Source organism: Pseudomonas putida (assembly GCF_005080685.1).
Taxonomy (GTDB): domain Bacteria; phylum Pseudomonadota; class Gammaproteobacteria; order Pseudomonadales; family Pseudomonadaceae; genus Aquipseudomonas; species Aquipseudomonas putida_V.
The window spans coordinates 3509528-3522465 of the sequence record NZ_CP039371.1 but is presented as its reverse complement, the minus strand read 5'-3'; the positions used below and the strand labels follow the sequence as shown (position 1 = coordinate 3522465).

Here is a 12938-nt window from a genome sequence, read left to right as displayed (position 1 = left end):
ACACGGGGCGCATGGGTTACTTGGGGGTGAGTTCCCGGGCGATGATGTTCTTCATGATCTGCGCGGTGCCATCGCCGATCTGCAGGCCAAGCACATCGCGCAGGCGCTGGGCAAACGGCAGGTCTTCGCCGTAGCCGGTGTGCCCGTGGGCCAGCAGGCACTGCTTGACTACATCGAACGCCAGCTTCGGGCCCCACCATTTGTTCATCGCTGCCTCGGCATTGTGCGGCAGATTGCTGTCCTTAAGCCACAACGAGTAGTAGCACTGCAGGCGTGCGGCATGCACGTAGGTCTGCAATTCGGCCAGCGGGTGGGTCAGGCCCTGGAAGGCGTTGAGGCTCTGGCCGAAGGCCTGGCGCTCGGTCAGCCACTGCCAGGTCTCGTCCAGCGACTGCTGGGCCAGCGCCAGGCATTGCAGGCCGATCAGCGCGCGGCTGTAGTCGAAGCCCTGCATGACCTGCTTGAAGCCCTTGCCTTCCTCGCCCATGCGGTGGTTCAGCGGCACCCGCACATTGTCGAAGAAGATCGAGCCGCGGCCGATGGCGCGTTCACCGGCGTCGTCGAAGCGGGTGGTGCTGATGCCGGGCAGGTCCATCGGTACCAGGAACGCGCTGATGCCGCTGGCGCGTTGCTCTGGCGTGCCGGTGCGGGCGAATACCACGGCGACATCGGCCTGGTCGGCCATGGAGATCGAGGTTTTTTCGCCATTGAGCACGTAGTGCTCGCCCTGGCGCTCGGCCTTCAGGCGCAGGCTGGCAGCGTCGGACCCGCCGCTGGGTTCGGTCAGGGCGATGCACACCACCTTGCGCCCGGCGTTGATTTCGCCCAGCCAGTGGCGGGCCAGCTCGGGGTCGGCATGCTGGGCGATGATCTGACCATTGAGCGAGGCCAGCAGTGGAATGTAGGCGACGTTGAAGTCGCCGCGCGCCAGCTCCTCGATGATGATGCCGGCGGTGACGCAGTCCAGGCCGCTGCCGCCGTATGCCTCGTCGAGTTCGCCGCCGAGCAGGCCCATGTCGCCGAGCTGGGTGATGGTCGTGCGTTCGATGCGCCCGTCACGGTCGCGTTGCCGATAGCCGGGGGCGAGCACTTCGCTGCTGAAGCGGGCGACGCTTTCGCGGATGGCGTTCTGTTGTTCGGTGAAGGCGAAGTTCATGTGTGTCTCCTGACCCGCTGGCACTGGGGCGCCGCCCTGGGCAGGGCGGCGCAGGGGGTTATTTGTAGAACTTGCGGAAGTCCGGTTTGCGCTTTTCCTTGAAGGCGGCGACGCCTTCGCGCGATTCCTCGGTTTCGTAATACAGGCTCAGGGCCTGCATGCCGAGGCCGCCGATGCCGGCGATGTTCTCGCTGTCGGCATTGAAGGAACGCTTGGCGATGGACAGGGCGGTCGGGCTCTTCTCGAGGATCTCGTCGCACCACTTCTGCACTTCGGCATCCAGTTCGGCGTGGGGTACCACGGCATTGACCAGGCCCCAGTCCAGCGCTTGCTGGGCGCTGTACTTGCGGCACAGGTACCAGATTTCCCGGGCGCGCTTTTCGCCGATCAGGCGCGACAGGTAGGCGGTGCCGAAGCCGGGGTCGACCGACCCGACCTTCGGTCCGACCTGACCGAAGATGGCCTGTTCGGAGGCGATCGACAGGTCGCAGACCACGTGCAGCACATGGCCGCCACCGATGGCGAAACCGTTGACCCGGGCGATCACCGGCTTGGGCACTTCACGGATCAGCCGCTGCAACTCTTCGACCGGCAGGCCGATCAGGCCGCGGCCATCGTACTGGCCTTCGTGGGCACCCTGGTCGCCGCCGGTGCAGAAAGCCTTGTCGCCAGCGCCGGTGAACACGATGACGCCGATGGCCTTGTTCCAGCCGGCGCGGTTGAACGCGTCGATCAGCTCCATGCAGGTCTGGCCGCGGAACGCGTTGTAGCGCTCCGGCCGGTTGATGGTGATGGTGGCGACGCCGTCGTTTTCTGTGTAGAGGATGTCTTCGTAGTTCATGTCGATACTCCTTGAAGGCCGGCTTAGCCGGCCATGGTCAGGCCGCCGGACACGCTGATGACTTGTCCTGTGATGAAGTTGGCGTCGTCGCTGGCGAGCAGGGCGATGATCCCGGGGTAGTCTTCCGGCTGGCCAAGGCGGCGCATCGGCACGGCGTTGCGGAACGCTTCCAGGAGCTTGTCCGGGTTGTTGGAGGTGGCCGCCACGCTCTTGAGCAGCGCAGTGTCGGTAGGGCCTGGGCAGACCACGTTGAAGTTGACGTTCTTGGTCGCAAGCTCGCGCGCCAGGGTCTTCGACAGGCCCACCAGGCCTGCCTTGCAGGCGGCATACACGGCCTCGCCGGAGGAGCCGACGCGGGCGGCGTCGGAGGCGACGTTGATGACCTTGCCGCCACCGGCCTCGAGCATTTTCGGCAGCACCACGTGGTGCATGTTCAGGGCGCCGGTGAGGTTGATGTCGATCAGTTGCTGCCACTGCTGCGGTTCGGTCTTGAGGAACGGCAGGAAGCGGTCGAAGCCTGCGTTGTTGACCAGCACGGTGGGTGTGCCCAGGTCGCTTTCGATGGCTGAGACGGTGGCGACGATCGCTGCATAGTCGGTGATGTCCGCGGCATAGGCCTTGGCCTGGCCGCCTTGTTCGAGGATCAGGTCGACCGTGGTCTGGGCTGCCGCCTGGTCGCGGTCGAGCACGGCTACCCGGCTGCCTTCCTCGGCGAAACGCTGGCACACGGCGCGGCCGATGCCGCCGCCACCGCCGGTGATGATCACGGTTTTACCTTGCAGGCCTTTCATGGGGTCGTCCTCTTGTCGTCAGTGCTTGAAGGTGTGATTCCGGCTGCGCTGGCGCGGCCCAGGCGGATGTCGCGGGCCAGCTCGCGCAGCTTGAACTTCTGGATCTTTCCGGACGGAGTGCGTGGCAGTGCTGGCAGCACCTCCAGGTATTCGGGCAGGTAGTTCTTGCTCAGGCGGTGCTCGAGCAGGAAGGAGACCAACTCGGCCAGGCTCAGCGCGGGTTCGCCTTCGTGCAGGGTGACGTAGGCGCAGACCCGTTCGCCCAGGCGCTCGTCGGGGCAGCCGACCAGAGCCACCGAGGTGACGGCGGGGTGGGTGTAGATGAGGTTCTCGATTTCCACCACCGGGATGTTCTCGCCGCCTCGGATGACCACGTCCTTAGTGCGCCCGGTGATGCGGATGTAGCCGCGGGTGTCCATCTGCGCCAGGTCGCCGGTGTCGAACCAGCCGTCGCGGTCGACCGTGTACCATTCCGGGCGTTTGAGATAGCCGAGGAACAGGCTGGCGCCGCGCACCTGTAGGTGGCCTTCGACGCCTGCAGGCACCTGCTGGCCATGGTCGTCGAGCACCCGCACTTCCATGTAGGGCAGGGCGCAGCCGTCGGTGTGGGTGGCGCGTTCGGTGTCGTCCTCCGGGAAGGTCATGGTCACCGCGCCGGTCTCGCTCATGCCCCAGGCGGACACCACCTGCGCGCCCATGGCCTGGCTGGCCTTTTCCACCAGGATGCTGGGGATTGGCGCGCCGGCGGCGGCGAACACCCGCAGCGAGGCCAGCGCTTCGCCATGCTCGGCGGCGATATCCACCAGGTCGGCCAGGAACGGCGTCGATGCCATGGTGAAGGTCGGGCGCTCGGCTGCTGCCACCTGGGCGGCGAAGCGCGGGTCCCAGACATCTTGCAGCACGGCGGGTGCCTGCAGGTAGACGGGCATCATCAGGCCATACAGGAAGCCGGTCTGGTGGGCCATGGGCGAGGCCATGAACACTACGTCGTCGCTACCCAGGTGCAGGCGTTCGGCGTAGGGGCGAATGTTGGCGAACAGGGTGTTGGAGCTATGCAGCACGCCCTTGGGCTCGCCCGTGGTGCCGGAGGTATACAGCAGCTGGACGATGTCGTCGGCATGCGGTCGGCGGTCGGCGAACAGGGCCTTGGCATCGACCTGTCGTTCCCAGGGGTGATCGAGCAGCAGGCGGGTGAAGCTGTCGTCGCCACCGATGGTCAGTACATGCTCGAGGCTTGGCAGGGTCTGGCGCAGGGCGTTGGCCATGGCCTGGTAGTCGAAGCCGCGGAAGCTGTGCGGCACCACCAGTACCCGGCTTTGCGCATGTTCCAGAATGAAGCGCAGTTCGCGCTCGCGGAAGATCGGCATCAGCGGATTGAGCACCGCGCCGATACGCACGCAGGCCAGGTGCAGGGCGAACATCTGCCACCAGTTGGGCAACTGGCACGACACCACGTCGGCTTTTTCCACGCCCATGGCCGCCAGGCCCAGCGCAATGCGGGTGACGTGGCGGTCGAGCGCCTCGCGGGTCAGTTCGATGCGTTGGCCATCGCCCACCCGGTAAGCCACCAGGGCAGTGGTGTGTGGCGCTGCGGCCAGGCCGCCGTCCCAATAATCTGTAATGATGTTGTCTTTCCAGGCCCCGGAGGCCTGGAGGGGTGAGCGACGTTCCAGAAGCTGGTTTGTTGTTGTTTTCATTGTATATACCAGTGATTGATACGTGGCGTTGTCGACAGCCACACTGCCGTTGGCGATGAGCGAACAATACGCTCGTGAAAATTATTATGTCAACATGTTGTCTTTATGTTTTCTGCTGGCATAGACTCGGTCCAAGCCTGGTGCTCGTCCTTCGCGAGCACCGCCGTCAATCAAAGAGGAGCGCGCCCGTGGCCTATGAAAACATCCTCGTCGAGCAGCACGGACCGGTCGGGCTGATCCGCCTGAATCGGCCCGCTGTTCACAACGCCTTGAACAATGCCCTGATGAGCGAGCTGGGCGAGGCGCTGCGCGCCTTCGAACGCGACCCCGAGGTGAGGGCGATGGTGATCACCGGCAATGCCAAGGCCTTCGCCGCCGGTGCCGATATCGGAGAAATCCAGGGGCAGGCATTTGCCGATGCCTACATGGACGAGTTCATCACCGCCAACTGGGAGCAGGCCTGCCGTTGCCGCAAGCCGCTGATCGCGGCGGTGGCAGGCCTTGCGCTGGGCGGTGGTTGCGAACTGGCGATGATGTGCGACCTGATCATCGCCGCCGACGATGCCCGCTTCGGCCAGCCGGAAGTACGTGTCGGCACCTTGCCGGGGGCGGGCGGCACGCAACGCCTGACCCGCGCCATCGGCAAGGCGCGGGCGATGGACCTGTGCCTGACCGGGCGCCTGATGGATGTGGCCGAGGCTGAGCGGGCCGGGTTGTTGAGCCGCGTGGCGCCTGCCGCGCAGTTGCTCGACGTAGCCCTCGAGGTGGCACGCGAGATCGCCAGCCACTCGGCGCTGGCGGTAAAGCTGAACAAGGAAGCGGTCAACCGGGCATTCGAGACCACCCTGGCCGAAGGTGTGCTGTACGAGCGCCGGCTGCTGCATGCCAGCTTCGCCAGTGCCGACCAGAAGGAAGGCATGCAGGCGTTCACCCAGAAGCGCGCCCCGGTCTGGCGCCATCGTTGAGACGGCCATTCGTTCACCCATCGCAGGCAAGGGCCTGCAGGAGCTGTCCATGTCTTCTCCCGTGAAACTGACGCTGGTCGACCGACTGGCGTTGATCCGGATCTACAGCCCGCCGGTCAATGCCTTGGGTCATGCCGTGCGCGCCGGGCTGCTGGAGGCCCTGCGCGAGGCCGAGGCCAACCCTGGCGTGCGCATGCTGCTGTTGCATTGCTCGGGCCGGACCTTCATCGCCGGTGCCGATATCCGTGAATTCGGCCAACCACCGCAGGCACCGACCCTGCCTGAAGTGACGCAGGCCATCGAGGCATGCCGCAAGCCGGTGGTGGCGGCCCTGCATGGTTCGGTGCTTGGCGGGGGACTGGAAGTGGCGATGGCCTGCCATTACCGCATCGCTCGCCAGACCACGCGCCTCGGCATGCCCGAGGTCAAGCTGGGGTTGCTGCCCGGCGCTGGCGGTACCCAGCGGCTGCCGCGCCTGGTGGGCGTCGCCCGGGCCTTGGAGATGATCGTCGGCGGCGAGCCGATCGATGCATTGCAGGCCCTCGACGCCGGCCTCGTCGATGCACTGTTCGATGACGAGGAAGAACCGGTGACTGCCGGCCTGGGCTATGCCATGCGCCTGCTGGCGGCCGATGCCCAGCCACGGCGTAGCGGCGAGCTCGGCGTCGCGTCGGTGGACGCCGGGCTGTTCCAGCAGCAGCGCCTGCGCGAAGGCCGCGAACGCCCTGGCGCGTACGCCCCCTTGCGTTGCATCGCCGCGGTCGAGGCTGCCACGTGCCTGCCATTGGCCGAAGGCCTGCAGCGCGAACGCGCACTGTTTCTCGACTGCATGCAATCGCCCGAGCGCGCGGCCCTGGTCGAGGCGTTCTTTGCCCGGCGCCAGGCGGCCAAGGCCAGCCACGGCGCGGGCTAGGCTGCTCCCCACATTCTCGAGGAAAACTCCATGGACATCGACTACACCGCCAGCGAGCTGGCTTTTCGCGACCAGGTCCGGCAGTTCCTGGCTGACCGGCTGCCGACCGATATCGCCACCAAGGTGCGCCTTGGCAAGCACTTGGACAAGGCCGACCACCAACGCTGGCAGCGCATCCTTGCCGAACAGGGCTGGTACGCCGCCAACTGGCCGGTGGAGCACGGCGGCACTGGCTGGAGCGTGGTCCAGCGGCACATCTTCGACGAGGAGTGCGCTGCGGCGGGTGCGCCCAGGCTGATCTCGTTCGGCGTCAACATGGTCGCTCCGGTGATCATCAAGTTCGGTACCGAGCAGCAGAAGGCCCACTACCTGCCACGCATCCTCGACGGCCAGGACTGGTGGTGCCAAGGCTACTCCGAGCCGGGCGCGGGCTCCGACCTTGCCAGTCTCAAGACCCGCGCCGTGCGCGACGGCGACCATTACGTGGTCAACGGCCAGAAGACCTGGACCACCCTCGGCCAGCATGCTGACATGATCTTCTGCCTGGTGCGTACCGACCCCGAGGCGCAGGCCCAGCGCGGTATCAGCTTTCTCCTGATAGACATGCGCAGCCCCGGCATCACGGTGCGCCCGATCATCACCCTGGAAGGCGAGCACGAAGTCAACGAGGTGTTCTTCGATAACGTGCGGGTGCCGGTGGCAAATCGCGTCGGCGACGAGAACCAGGGTTGGACCTGCGCCAAGTACCTGTTGACCCATGAACGCACCGGCCAGGCCGGCATCGGTGGCTCCAAGGCGGCGCTGGCGCACCTCAAACACGTTGCCAGCGTCGAGCTTCGAGGCGGCCGGCCACTGCTCGACGACCCGCTGTTCCGCGCCCAGGTGGCAGAGCTGGAGATGCAACTGCTGGCCATCGAGATGGGTACCCTGCGCATTCTCGCCGCCGCCCAGGAAGGCGGGGTGCCGGGGGCCCAGAGTTCGATCCTGAAGATCAAGGGCTCGGAAATCCGCCAGGCCATCAGCCACCTGCTGCGCAAGGTCCTGGGCGTGCATGCGCTGCCTTTCGTCGAGGCCGAGCTGGCCGTCGGCGAGCCACCCGAGCCGCTGCACGCCAGCTACAGTGCGGCACCGGCCAGCCAGTACTTCAACCTGCGCAAGCTGTCGATCTACGGCGGCTCCAATGAAATCCAGAAGAACATCATCGCCAAGATGATTCTCGAACTCTGAAGGGGCACGGCATGGACTTCAAACTCAGCGAAGAGCAGCAGATGCTCAAGGACACCGTGGCGCGCCTGGTGCGTGACACCTACAGCTTCGAGCGCCGCGAGGCATATGCACGCAGTGCCCTGGGCCATGGCGCCGATTTCTGGCAGCAGCTCGCCGAACTGGGCCTGTGCGCCGTGCCGTTCGCCGAGGCGCAGGGTGGCTTCGGCGGCAACGGCGTGGACAACATGCTGGTGATGACCGAATTGGGCAGGGGGTTGTGCCTGGAGCCTTACCTGACGTCGCAGATCCATGCCGGTGGGCTGCTTGCCCAACTGGCCGAGAGCGACGCGCATCAGGCTCTGCTCGAGGACGTGGTCGCCGGCCAGGTGCAACTGGCGCTCGCCTGCGAAGAGGCGCAGAGCCATTACTGCCTGGAGGATGTGCACACCCACGCCGAACTGCGCGGCGGCAGCTGGCACCTGACCGGGCGCAAGGTGGTGGTGATTGGCGGTGGCAGCGCCGCGCGCCTGCTGGTGAGTGCCCGCACCCAGGGCGGCGAGCGTGACCTGCACGGCATCAGTCTGTTCCTGGTGGACCCGGCAGGGGCGGGCGTGAGCCGCCGCGAGCATGCCAACATCGATGGCCCGCGCGCATGCGAAGTGCTGCTCGAAGACGCGCCTGGCCAATTGCTGGGCGAGATCGGCGAGGCGCTGCCGCTGCTGCGTTATCACCAGGGTCGGGCAATCGCCGCGCAATGCGCCGAGGCGCTCGGCAGCATGCAGGTGGCCTGCGAGCTGACCCTGGATTATCTCAAGACCCGCAAGCAGTTCGGTGCACCCATCGGCAAGTTCCAGGTGCTCCAGCACCGCATGGCCGACATGCAGGCGGAGCTGGAGATGGCCACGTCCATGGCGATCCTGGCTGCCTGTGTCGCCGACCAGCCCGACAGCGTTGCACGCACGCAGCGCTTGAGCGCCGCCAAGTTCATCGTCACCCGCGCCGGGCGGATGATCGCCGAGCAAGCGATCCAGCTGCATGGCGGCATCGGCATGACCTGGGAATACGTGCTGGCCCATCATGCCAAGCGCCTGGTGATGCTCAGCCATCAGTTGGGTGACGATGACCATCACCTGCAAGCCTATGCCGCCCTGTTGTCGGCGGCCTGAAGGAGCGCGTATGCATTCGTTCAAGCGTATCGGCGTCATTGGCAGTGGCGCGATGGGCCGGGGCATCGCCCAGTTGTTCGCCAGCGCGGGTATACCGGTGTTGCTGCACGACAGCCGGCCCGAGGCCATCGAGCAGGCGCTGGCGTACAACCGTCAGCAGTTCGAGCGCCTGGCCAGCAAGGGAAAACTCGATGCCGACGGGCTGGGCGTGGCGCTGGCGTGTCTGCAACCTGCGCCGGCACTGGCCGATCTGGCCGATTGCGACCTGTTGATCGAGGCGATCATCGAACAATTGGAGGCCAAGCAGGACCTGTTTCGTCAGCTGGAGACGTTGGTCGGCACCGATGCGGTACTGGCCAGCAATACCTCGTCGCTGTCGATCGGGGCTATCGCCAGTGGTTGCCGGCACCCGGAGCGGGTGGCTGGATTGCACTTCTTCAACCCGGTACCGCTGATGAAGATCGTCGAGGTGGTGCGCGGCGAACGCACTGCGGCGCAGGTGATCGAGCGCCTGAGTGCACTGGCCGAACATGCCGGGCACTACGCGGCGGTGACGCCGGATTCACCGGGTTTCCTGGTCAACCATGCCGGCCGCGCCTATGGCCCGGAGGCCTTGCGTATTCTTGCCGAGGGCATTGCCACGCCGGCGCAGATCGACCGGATACTGAAAGACAGCCTGGGTTTTCGCATGGGGCCGTTCGAGCTGTTCGACCTGGTGGGGCTGGACGTGTCCCATGCGGTGATGGAGTCGATGCACCAGCAGTTCTACCAGGACCCACGCTACGCGCCCAGCCCTTTGGTGCCGCCGCGTCTGGCGGCCGGGTTGCTTGGCCGTAAGAGTGGGCAGGGTTTCTATCGCTACCTTGATGGCGTACTACAGGCACCGGAGCCGCAAGCCGTGGCGGTGGTGACGCTGACGCGGCCGTTCTGGCTCGATAGCCGCGACCCATCGGTCCGCGAACAGGTCGGGGCGGTGCTGGAGCGAGCCGGGGCGCGGCTGGAGGAGGGGCTGCAACCGAGCGAGCAGGCGATCTGCCTGGTGACGCCGCTGGGCGAGGACGCCAGTACGGTGATCGCTCGCAAGCTACTGCCACCGGTGCGCACGCTGGCGCTGGAGACCTTCGCCGGCTTCGATCGTCGGCGGGTGCTGATGCGCCAGCCGGCACTGGACGCCGAGGTGTTGGCTCAGGCGCGAACCGCTCTGGGCGGCGATGGCGTGGCAGTGGAGGTTATCAATGACTCGCCTGGGTTCATTGCTCAGCGGGTGCTGGCCAGTATCGTCAACCTTGGCTGCGAGATCGCCCAGCGAGGTATTGCCGAGCCGCAGACGCTGGACCAGGCGGTGCAGTTGGCATTGGGATATCCGCATGGGCCTTTGGCGTTTGGTGATCGCCATGGGCCGGAGCTGATCCTGCAGATTCTGCAGGGGATGCACGGGGTGTATCAGGAGCCACGGTATCGCGTCAGCCCCTGGTTGCGGCGACGGGTGCAGTTGGGGCTGCCATTGACTGCGCTGGAGTGAGGGTGCCGATCAGCCGATCGGGTCCTGCCCCAATACCTTGCTCAAGGCCACTCGTGCATCTTCGAGCTGCACCAGGGAAGCATGCCGGGCGCCAAGCGCATCGCCATTCTGGATGGCGGTGAGAATCGCCTTGTGCCGGGGCAGGGCAAGTTCATCGAAATTGGCGCGCTGGTTCGAGTAGCGTACCGATTCGCGCAAGGCCATCGACAGCATGTTGCACAGGTAGGCCAGCAGGTCGTTGTGGGTGGCATCGGCGATACGTGCGTGGAAGTCCAAATCCGGCTGCAGACGTTCTTCGTGGTTACGCGCGGCTTCCATGCGCTGGTAGGCCTCGTCGATCGAAGCGACGTCCTCGGGCGTGGCATTGGTGGCGGCCAGCGCGGCGGCGGCCGGTTCGATGACCCAGCGTACGCTGGACAACGTATTGAAGAATTCCTGTTGCGGCGTGGCTTGCATCAACCAGTGCAGCACGTCGGGGTCGAGCATGTGCCAGTCATGGCGCGGCCGTACCTGGGTGCCGACCCGTGGGCGGGCCTCGACCAGACCCTTGGCGGTGAGGGCGCGCATCGCTTCACGGAACACCGGCCGGCTGATCGCATAGGTTTCGCACAGGCTGGCCTCGGAGGGCAGTTTCTGCCCCGGTGCGAGTTGGCCGGATACGATTTGCAGGCCGAGATCCTGGACCAGGGTGGCATGCATGCTTTTGCGCGTGGTGGGCTGGCGGTAGTTCATGTGGGGCGGGGGAGATCCTTCGGGCGGAGGCTGCGCATCATAGCACTACTGTGATGGGAGCCGACCCTGTAGGAGGGGGGTTGCCCGCGAACCAGACACTGCGGTGCATCGCACGGGCGGTGCCCGTGTTCGCGGGTGAACCCGCTCCTACAGGGATCGCTGTGGTTGGGTGCAGCGATAGCCCTGTAGGAACCGGCGAGACTCAGTGCGAGTGCTTGGGCACCGCCGAGCCTCGGCAGCCGACCAGGAAGTCGAAGTCGCAGCCTTCGTCGGCCTGCATCACATGATCCAGGTACAACTTCGCGTAACCGCCAGTGATCAGTTGCGCTGGGGCCTGCAGGTCGGCCAGACGGCCAGCCAGTTCCTCGTCGGAAATATCCAGGTGCAGGCGGCCTTCCTTGCAGTCCAGTTCGATCCAGTCGCCTTCGCGCACCGCCGCCAACGGCCCACCTGCCGCCGCTTCCGGTGCCACATGCAGGACCACGGTGCCATAGGCAGTGCCGCTCATGCGGGCATCGGAGATGCGCACCATGTCGGTCACGCCCTGGGCCAGCAGCTTGGCCGGCAGGCCCATGTTGCCGACCTCGGCCATGCCCGGGTAGCCCTTGGGTCCGCAATACTTCATCACCAGCACCGAGTTGGCGTCCACGTCCAACTCTGGATCATTGATGCGCGCCTTGTAGTCCTCGAAGTTCTCGAACACCACCGCACGACCACGATGCTGCATCAGCGCCGGGGTCGCCGCCGATGGCTTGAGCACAGCGCCCTTGGGCGCCAGGTTGCCGCGCAGGATGCAGATGCCGCCATCGGCCACCAGCGGTTTGTCGAGCGGGCGAATGACTTCTTCGTCGTACAGCGGCGCGGCCTGGCAGTTGTCCCACAGGCTCTTGCCATTGGCGGTCAGCGCGGCAGGGTTGGGCAACAGACCGTGTTCGCCGAGGCGGCGGATGACGGCAGGGAGGCCACCGGCATAGTAGAACTCTTCCATCAGGAAGCGCCCCGAGGGCTGCAGGTCGACCAGGGTCGGCGTACCGCGGCCGACGCGGGTCCAGTCTTCCAGTTGCAGGTCGACGCCGATGCGTCCGGCAATGGCTTTCAAGTGGATCACCGCGTTGGTCGAGCCACCAATGGCAGCGTTGACGCGGATGGCGTTCTCGAAGGCTTCGCGGGTAAGGATCTTCGACAGGCGCAGGTCCTCGCGGACCATGTCGACGATGCGCATGCCCGACAGGTGCGCCAGCACGTAGCGGCGCGCGTCCACTGCCGGAATGGCGGCGTTGTGTGGCAGCGAAGTGCCGAGTGCTTCAGCCATGCAGGCCATGGTCGAGGCGGTACCCATGGTGTTGCAGGTGCCCGCCGAGCGCGACATGCCGGCCTCGGCCGAGAGGAACTCGTTGAGGTCGATCTGGCCGGCTTTGTAGGCCTCGTGCATCTGCCAGACGATGGTCCCGGCGCCGATGTCCTTGCCTTTGTGCTTGCCGTTGAGCATCGGCCCGCCAGTGACCACGATGGCCGGCACGTCGCAGCTGGCGGCGCCCATCAGCAGCGCGGGGGTGGTCTTGTCGCAGCCGGTCAGCAGCACCACGGCATCCACCGGATTGCCTCGGATCGCTTCTTCCACATCCATGCTCGCCAGGTTGCGCGTGAGCATGGCGGTGGGGCGCAGGTTGGACTCGCCGCTGGAGAACACCGGGAACTCCACCGGGAAGCCACCGGCCTCCAGCACACCCTTCTTCACATGCTCGGCGATCTTGCGGAAATGCGCGTTGCAGGGCGTGAGCTCCGACCAGGTGTTGCAGATGCCGATGATCGGCTTGCCCTGGAATTCATGATCGGGGATGCCCTGGTTCTTCATCCAGCTGCGGTACATGAAACCGTTCTTGTCGGTGGTGCCGAACCATTGGGCGGAGCGCAGCGGGCGTTTGTTATCAGACATGAGTGAGACACCT

General features: G+C 65.8%; 11 protein-coding genes. 5 read left to right on the top strand and 6 right to left on the bottom strand.

What is annotated here, in order from left to right:
• Window positions 1-16 precede the first annotated feature (16 nt).
• The 4 genes from aliB to E6B08_RS16000 are packed head-to-tail and all read right to left on the bottom strand — an operon-like array spanning window position 17 to window position 4485.
• Window positions 17-1156 carry a cyclohexanecarboxyl-CoA dehydrogenase gene (aliB, locus tag E6B08_RS16015; protein WP_136914938.1) on the bottom strand — a complete coding sequence of 380 codons (1140 nt, stop codon included), beginning with the start codon at window positions 1154-1156 and terminating at the stop codon, window positions 17-19.
• A gap of 58 nt (window positions 1157-1214) precedes the next feature.
• The gene (locus E6B08_RS16010) at window positions 1215-1997 is read right to left on the bottom strand and encodes an enoyl-CoA hydratase-related protein (protein ID WP_136914937.1); all 783 of its coding nucleotides are present in this window, start codon (window positions 1995-1997) and stop codon (window positions 1215-1217) included.
• 23 nt (window positions 1998-2020) lie between these two features.
• Window positions 2021-2788 carry an SDR family NAD(P)-dependent oxidoreductase gene (locus E6B08_RS16005; protein ID WP_136914936.1) on the bottom strand — a complete coding sequence of 256 codons (768 nt, stop codon included), beginning with the start codon at window positions 2786-2788 and terminating at the stop codon, window positions 2021-2023.
• On the bottom strand, window positions 2785-4485 hold the full coding sequence (locus E6B08_RS16000; RefSeq protein WP_136914935.1) for an AMP-binding protein: 1701 nt from the start codon (window positions 4483-4485) through the stop codon (window positions 2785-2787). The genes E6B08_RS16005 and E6B08_RS16000 overlap by 4 nt, the downstream gene beginning before the upstream one ends.
• 188 nt (window positions 4486-4673) lie before the next feature.
• Here E6B08_RS16000 and E6B08_RS15995 point away from each other — a divergent pair, with 188 nt between their 5' ends.
• From E6B08_RS15995 to E6B08_RS15975, 5 genes are read left to right on the top strand one after another with little or no spacing between them, the layout of a single operon-like run.
• A complete protein-coding gene (locus E6B08_RS15995; RefSeq protein ID WP_136914934.1) occupies window positions 4674-5450 on the top strand; it encodes an enoyl-CoA hydratase in 777 nt (258 codons plus the stop codon).
• A gap of 49 nt (window positions 5451-5499) precedes the next feature.
• Window positions 5500-6363, top strand: coding sequence for an enoyl-CoA hydratase-related protein (locus E6B08_RS15990; protein WP_136914933.1), 864 nt, complete (start codon window positions 5500-5502; stop codon window positions 6361-6363).
• Between the two features lie 30 nt (window positions 6364-6393).
• On the top strand, window positions 6394-7590 hold the full coding sequence (locus E6B08_RS15985) for an acyl-CoA dehydrogenase family protein (RefSeq protein ID WP_136914932.1): 1197 nt from the start codon (window positions 6394-6396) through the stop codon (window positions 7588-7590).
• A gap of 11 nt (window positions 7591-7601) precedes the next feature.
• Window positions 7602-8735: an acyl-CoA dehydrogenase family protein gene (locus E6B08_RS15980; RefSeq protein ID WP_136914931.1), complete on the top strand. Its 1134-nt coding sequence runs from the start codon at window positions 7602-7604 to the stop codon at window positions 8733-8735.
• A gap of 10 nt (window positions 8736-8745) precedes the next feature.
• A complete protein-coding gene (locus tag E6B08_RS15975; RefSeq protein WP_136914930.1) occupies window positions 8746-10257 on the top strand; it encodes a 3-hydroxyacyl-CoA dehydrogenase in 1512 nt (503 codons plus the stop codon).
• Between the two features lie 9 nt (window positions 10258-10266).
• On the opposite strand, the gene E6B08_RS15970 is transcribed toward E6B08_RS15975, so the two are convergent.
• On the bottom strand, window positions 10267-10989 hold the full coding sequence (locus E6B08_RS15970; protein ID WP_136914929.1) for a FadR/GntR family transcriptional regulator: 723 nt from the start codon (window positions 10987-10989) through the stop codon (window positions 10267-10269).
• 202 nt (window positions 10990-11191) lie between these two features.
• The gene (locus E6B08_RS15960) at window positions 11192-12925 is read right to left on the bottom strand and encodes an IlvD/Edd family dehydratase (protein ID WP_136914928.1); all 1734 of its coding nucleotides are present in this window, start codon (window positions 12923-12925) and stop codon (window positions 11192-11194) included.
• Window positions 12926-12938: the final 13 nt, after the last annotated feature.

What these genes read in the sequence shown, in the direction of transcription:
- E6B08_RS15970 (WP_136914929.1), bottom strand. Translation starts at nt 10,989, where the DNA reads ATGAACTACCGCCAGCCCACCACGCGCAAAAGCATGCATGCCACCCTG.
- aliB (WP_136914938.1), bottom strand. Translation starts at nt 1,156, where the DNA reads ATGAACTTCGCCTTCACCGAACAACAGAACGCCATCCGCGAAAGCGTC.
- E6B08_RS15990 (WP_136914933.1), top strand. Translation starts at nt 5,500, where the DNA reads ATGTCTTCTCCCGTGAAACTGACGCTGGTCGACCGACTGGCGTTGATC.
- E6B08_RS16005 (WP_136914936.1), bottom strand. Translation starts at nt 2,788, where the DNA reads ATGAAAGGCCTGCAAGGTAAAACCGTGATCATCACCGGCGGTGGCGGC.
- E6B08_RS16010 (WP_136914937.1), bottom strand. Translation starts at nt 1,997, where the DNA reads ATGAACTACGAAGACATCCTCTACACAGAAAACGACGGCGTCGCCACC.
- E6B08_RS15975 (WP_136914930.1), top strand. Translation starts at nt 8,746, where the DNA reads ATGCATTCGTTCAAGCGTATCGGCGTCATTGGCAGTGGCGCGATGGGC.
- E6B08_RS15985 (WP_136914932.1), top strand. Translation starts at nt 6,394, where the DNA reads ATGGACATCGACTACACCGCCAGCGAGCTGGCTTTTCGCGACCAGGTC.
- E6B08_RS16000 (WP_136914935.1), bottom strand. Translation starts at nt 4,485, where the DNA reads ATGAAAACAACAACAAACCAGCTTCTGGAACGTCGCTCACCCCTCCAG.
- E6B08_RS15960 (WP_136914928.1), bottom strand. Translation starts at nt 12,925, where the DNA reads ATGTCTGATAACAAACGCCCGCTGCGCTCCGCCCAATGGTTCGGCACC.
- E6B08_RS15980 (WP_136914931.1), top strand. Translation starts at nt 7,602, where the DNA reads ATGGACTTCAAACTCAGCGAAGAGCAGCAGATGCTCAAGGACACCGTG.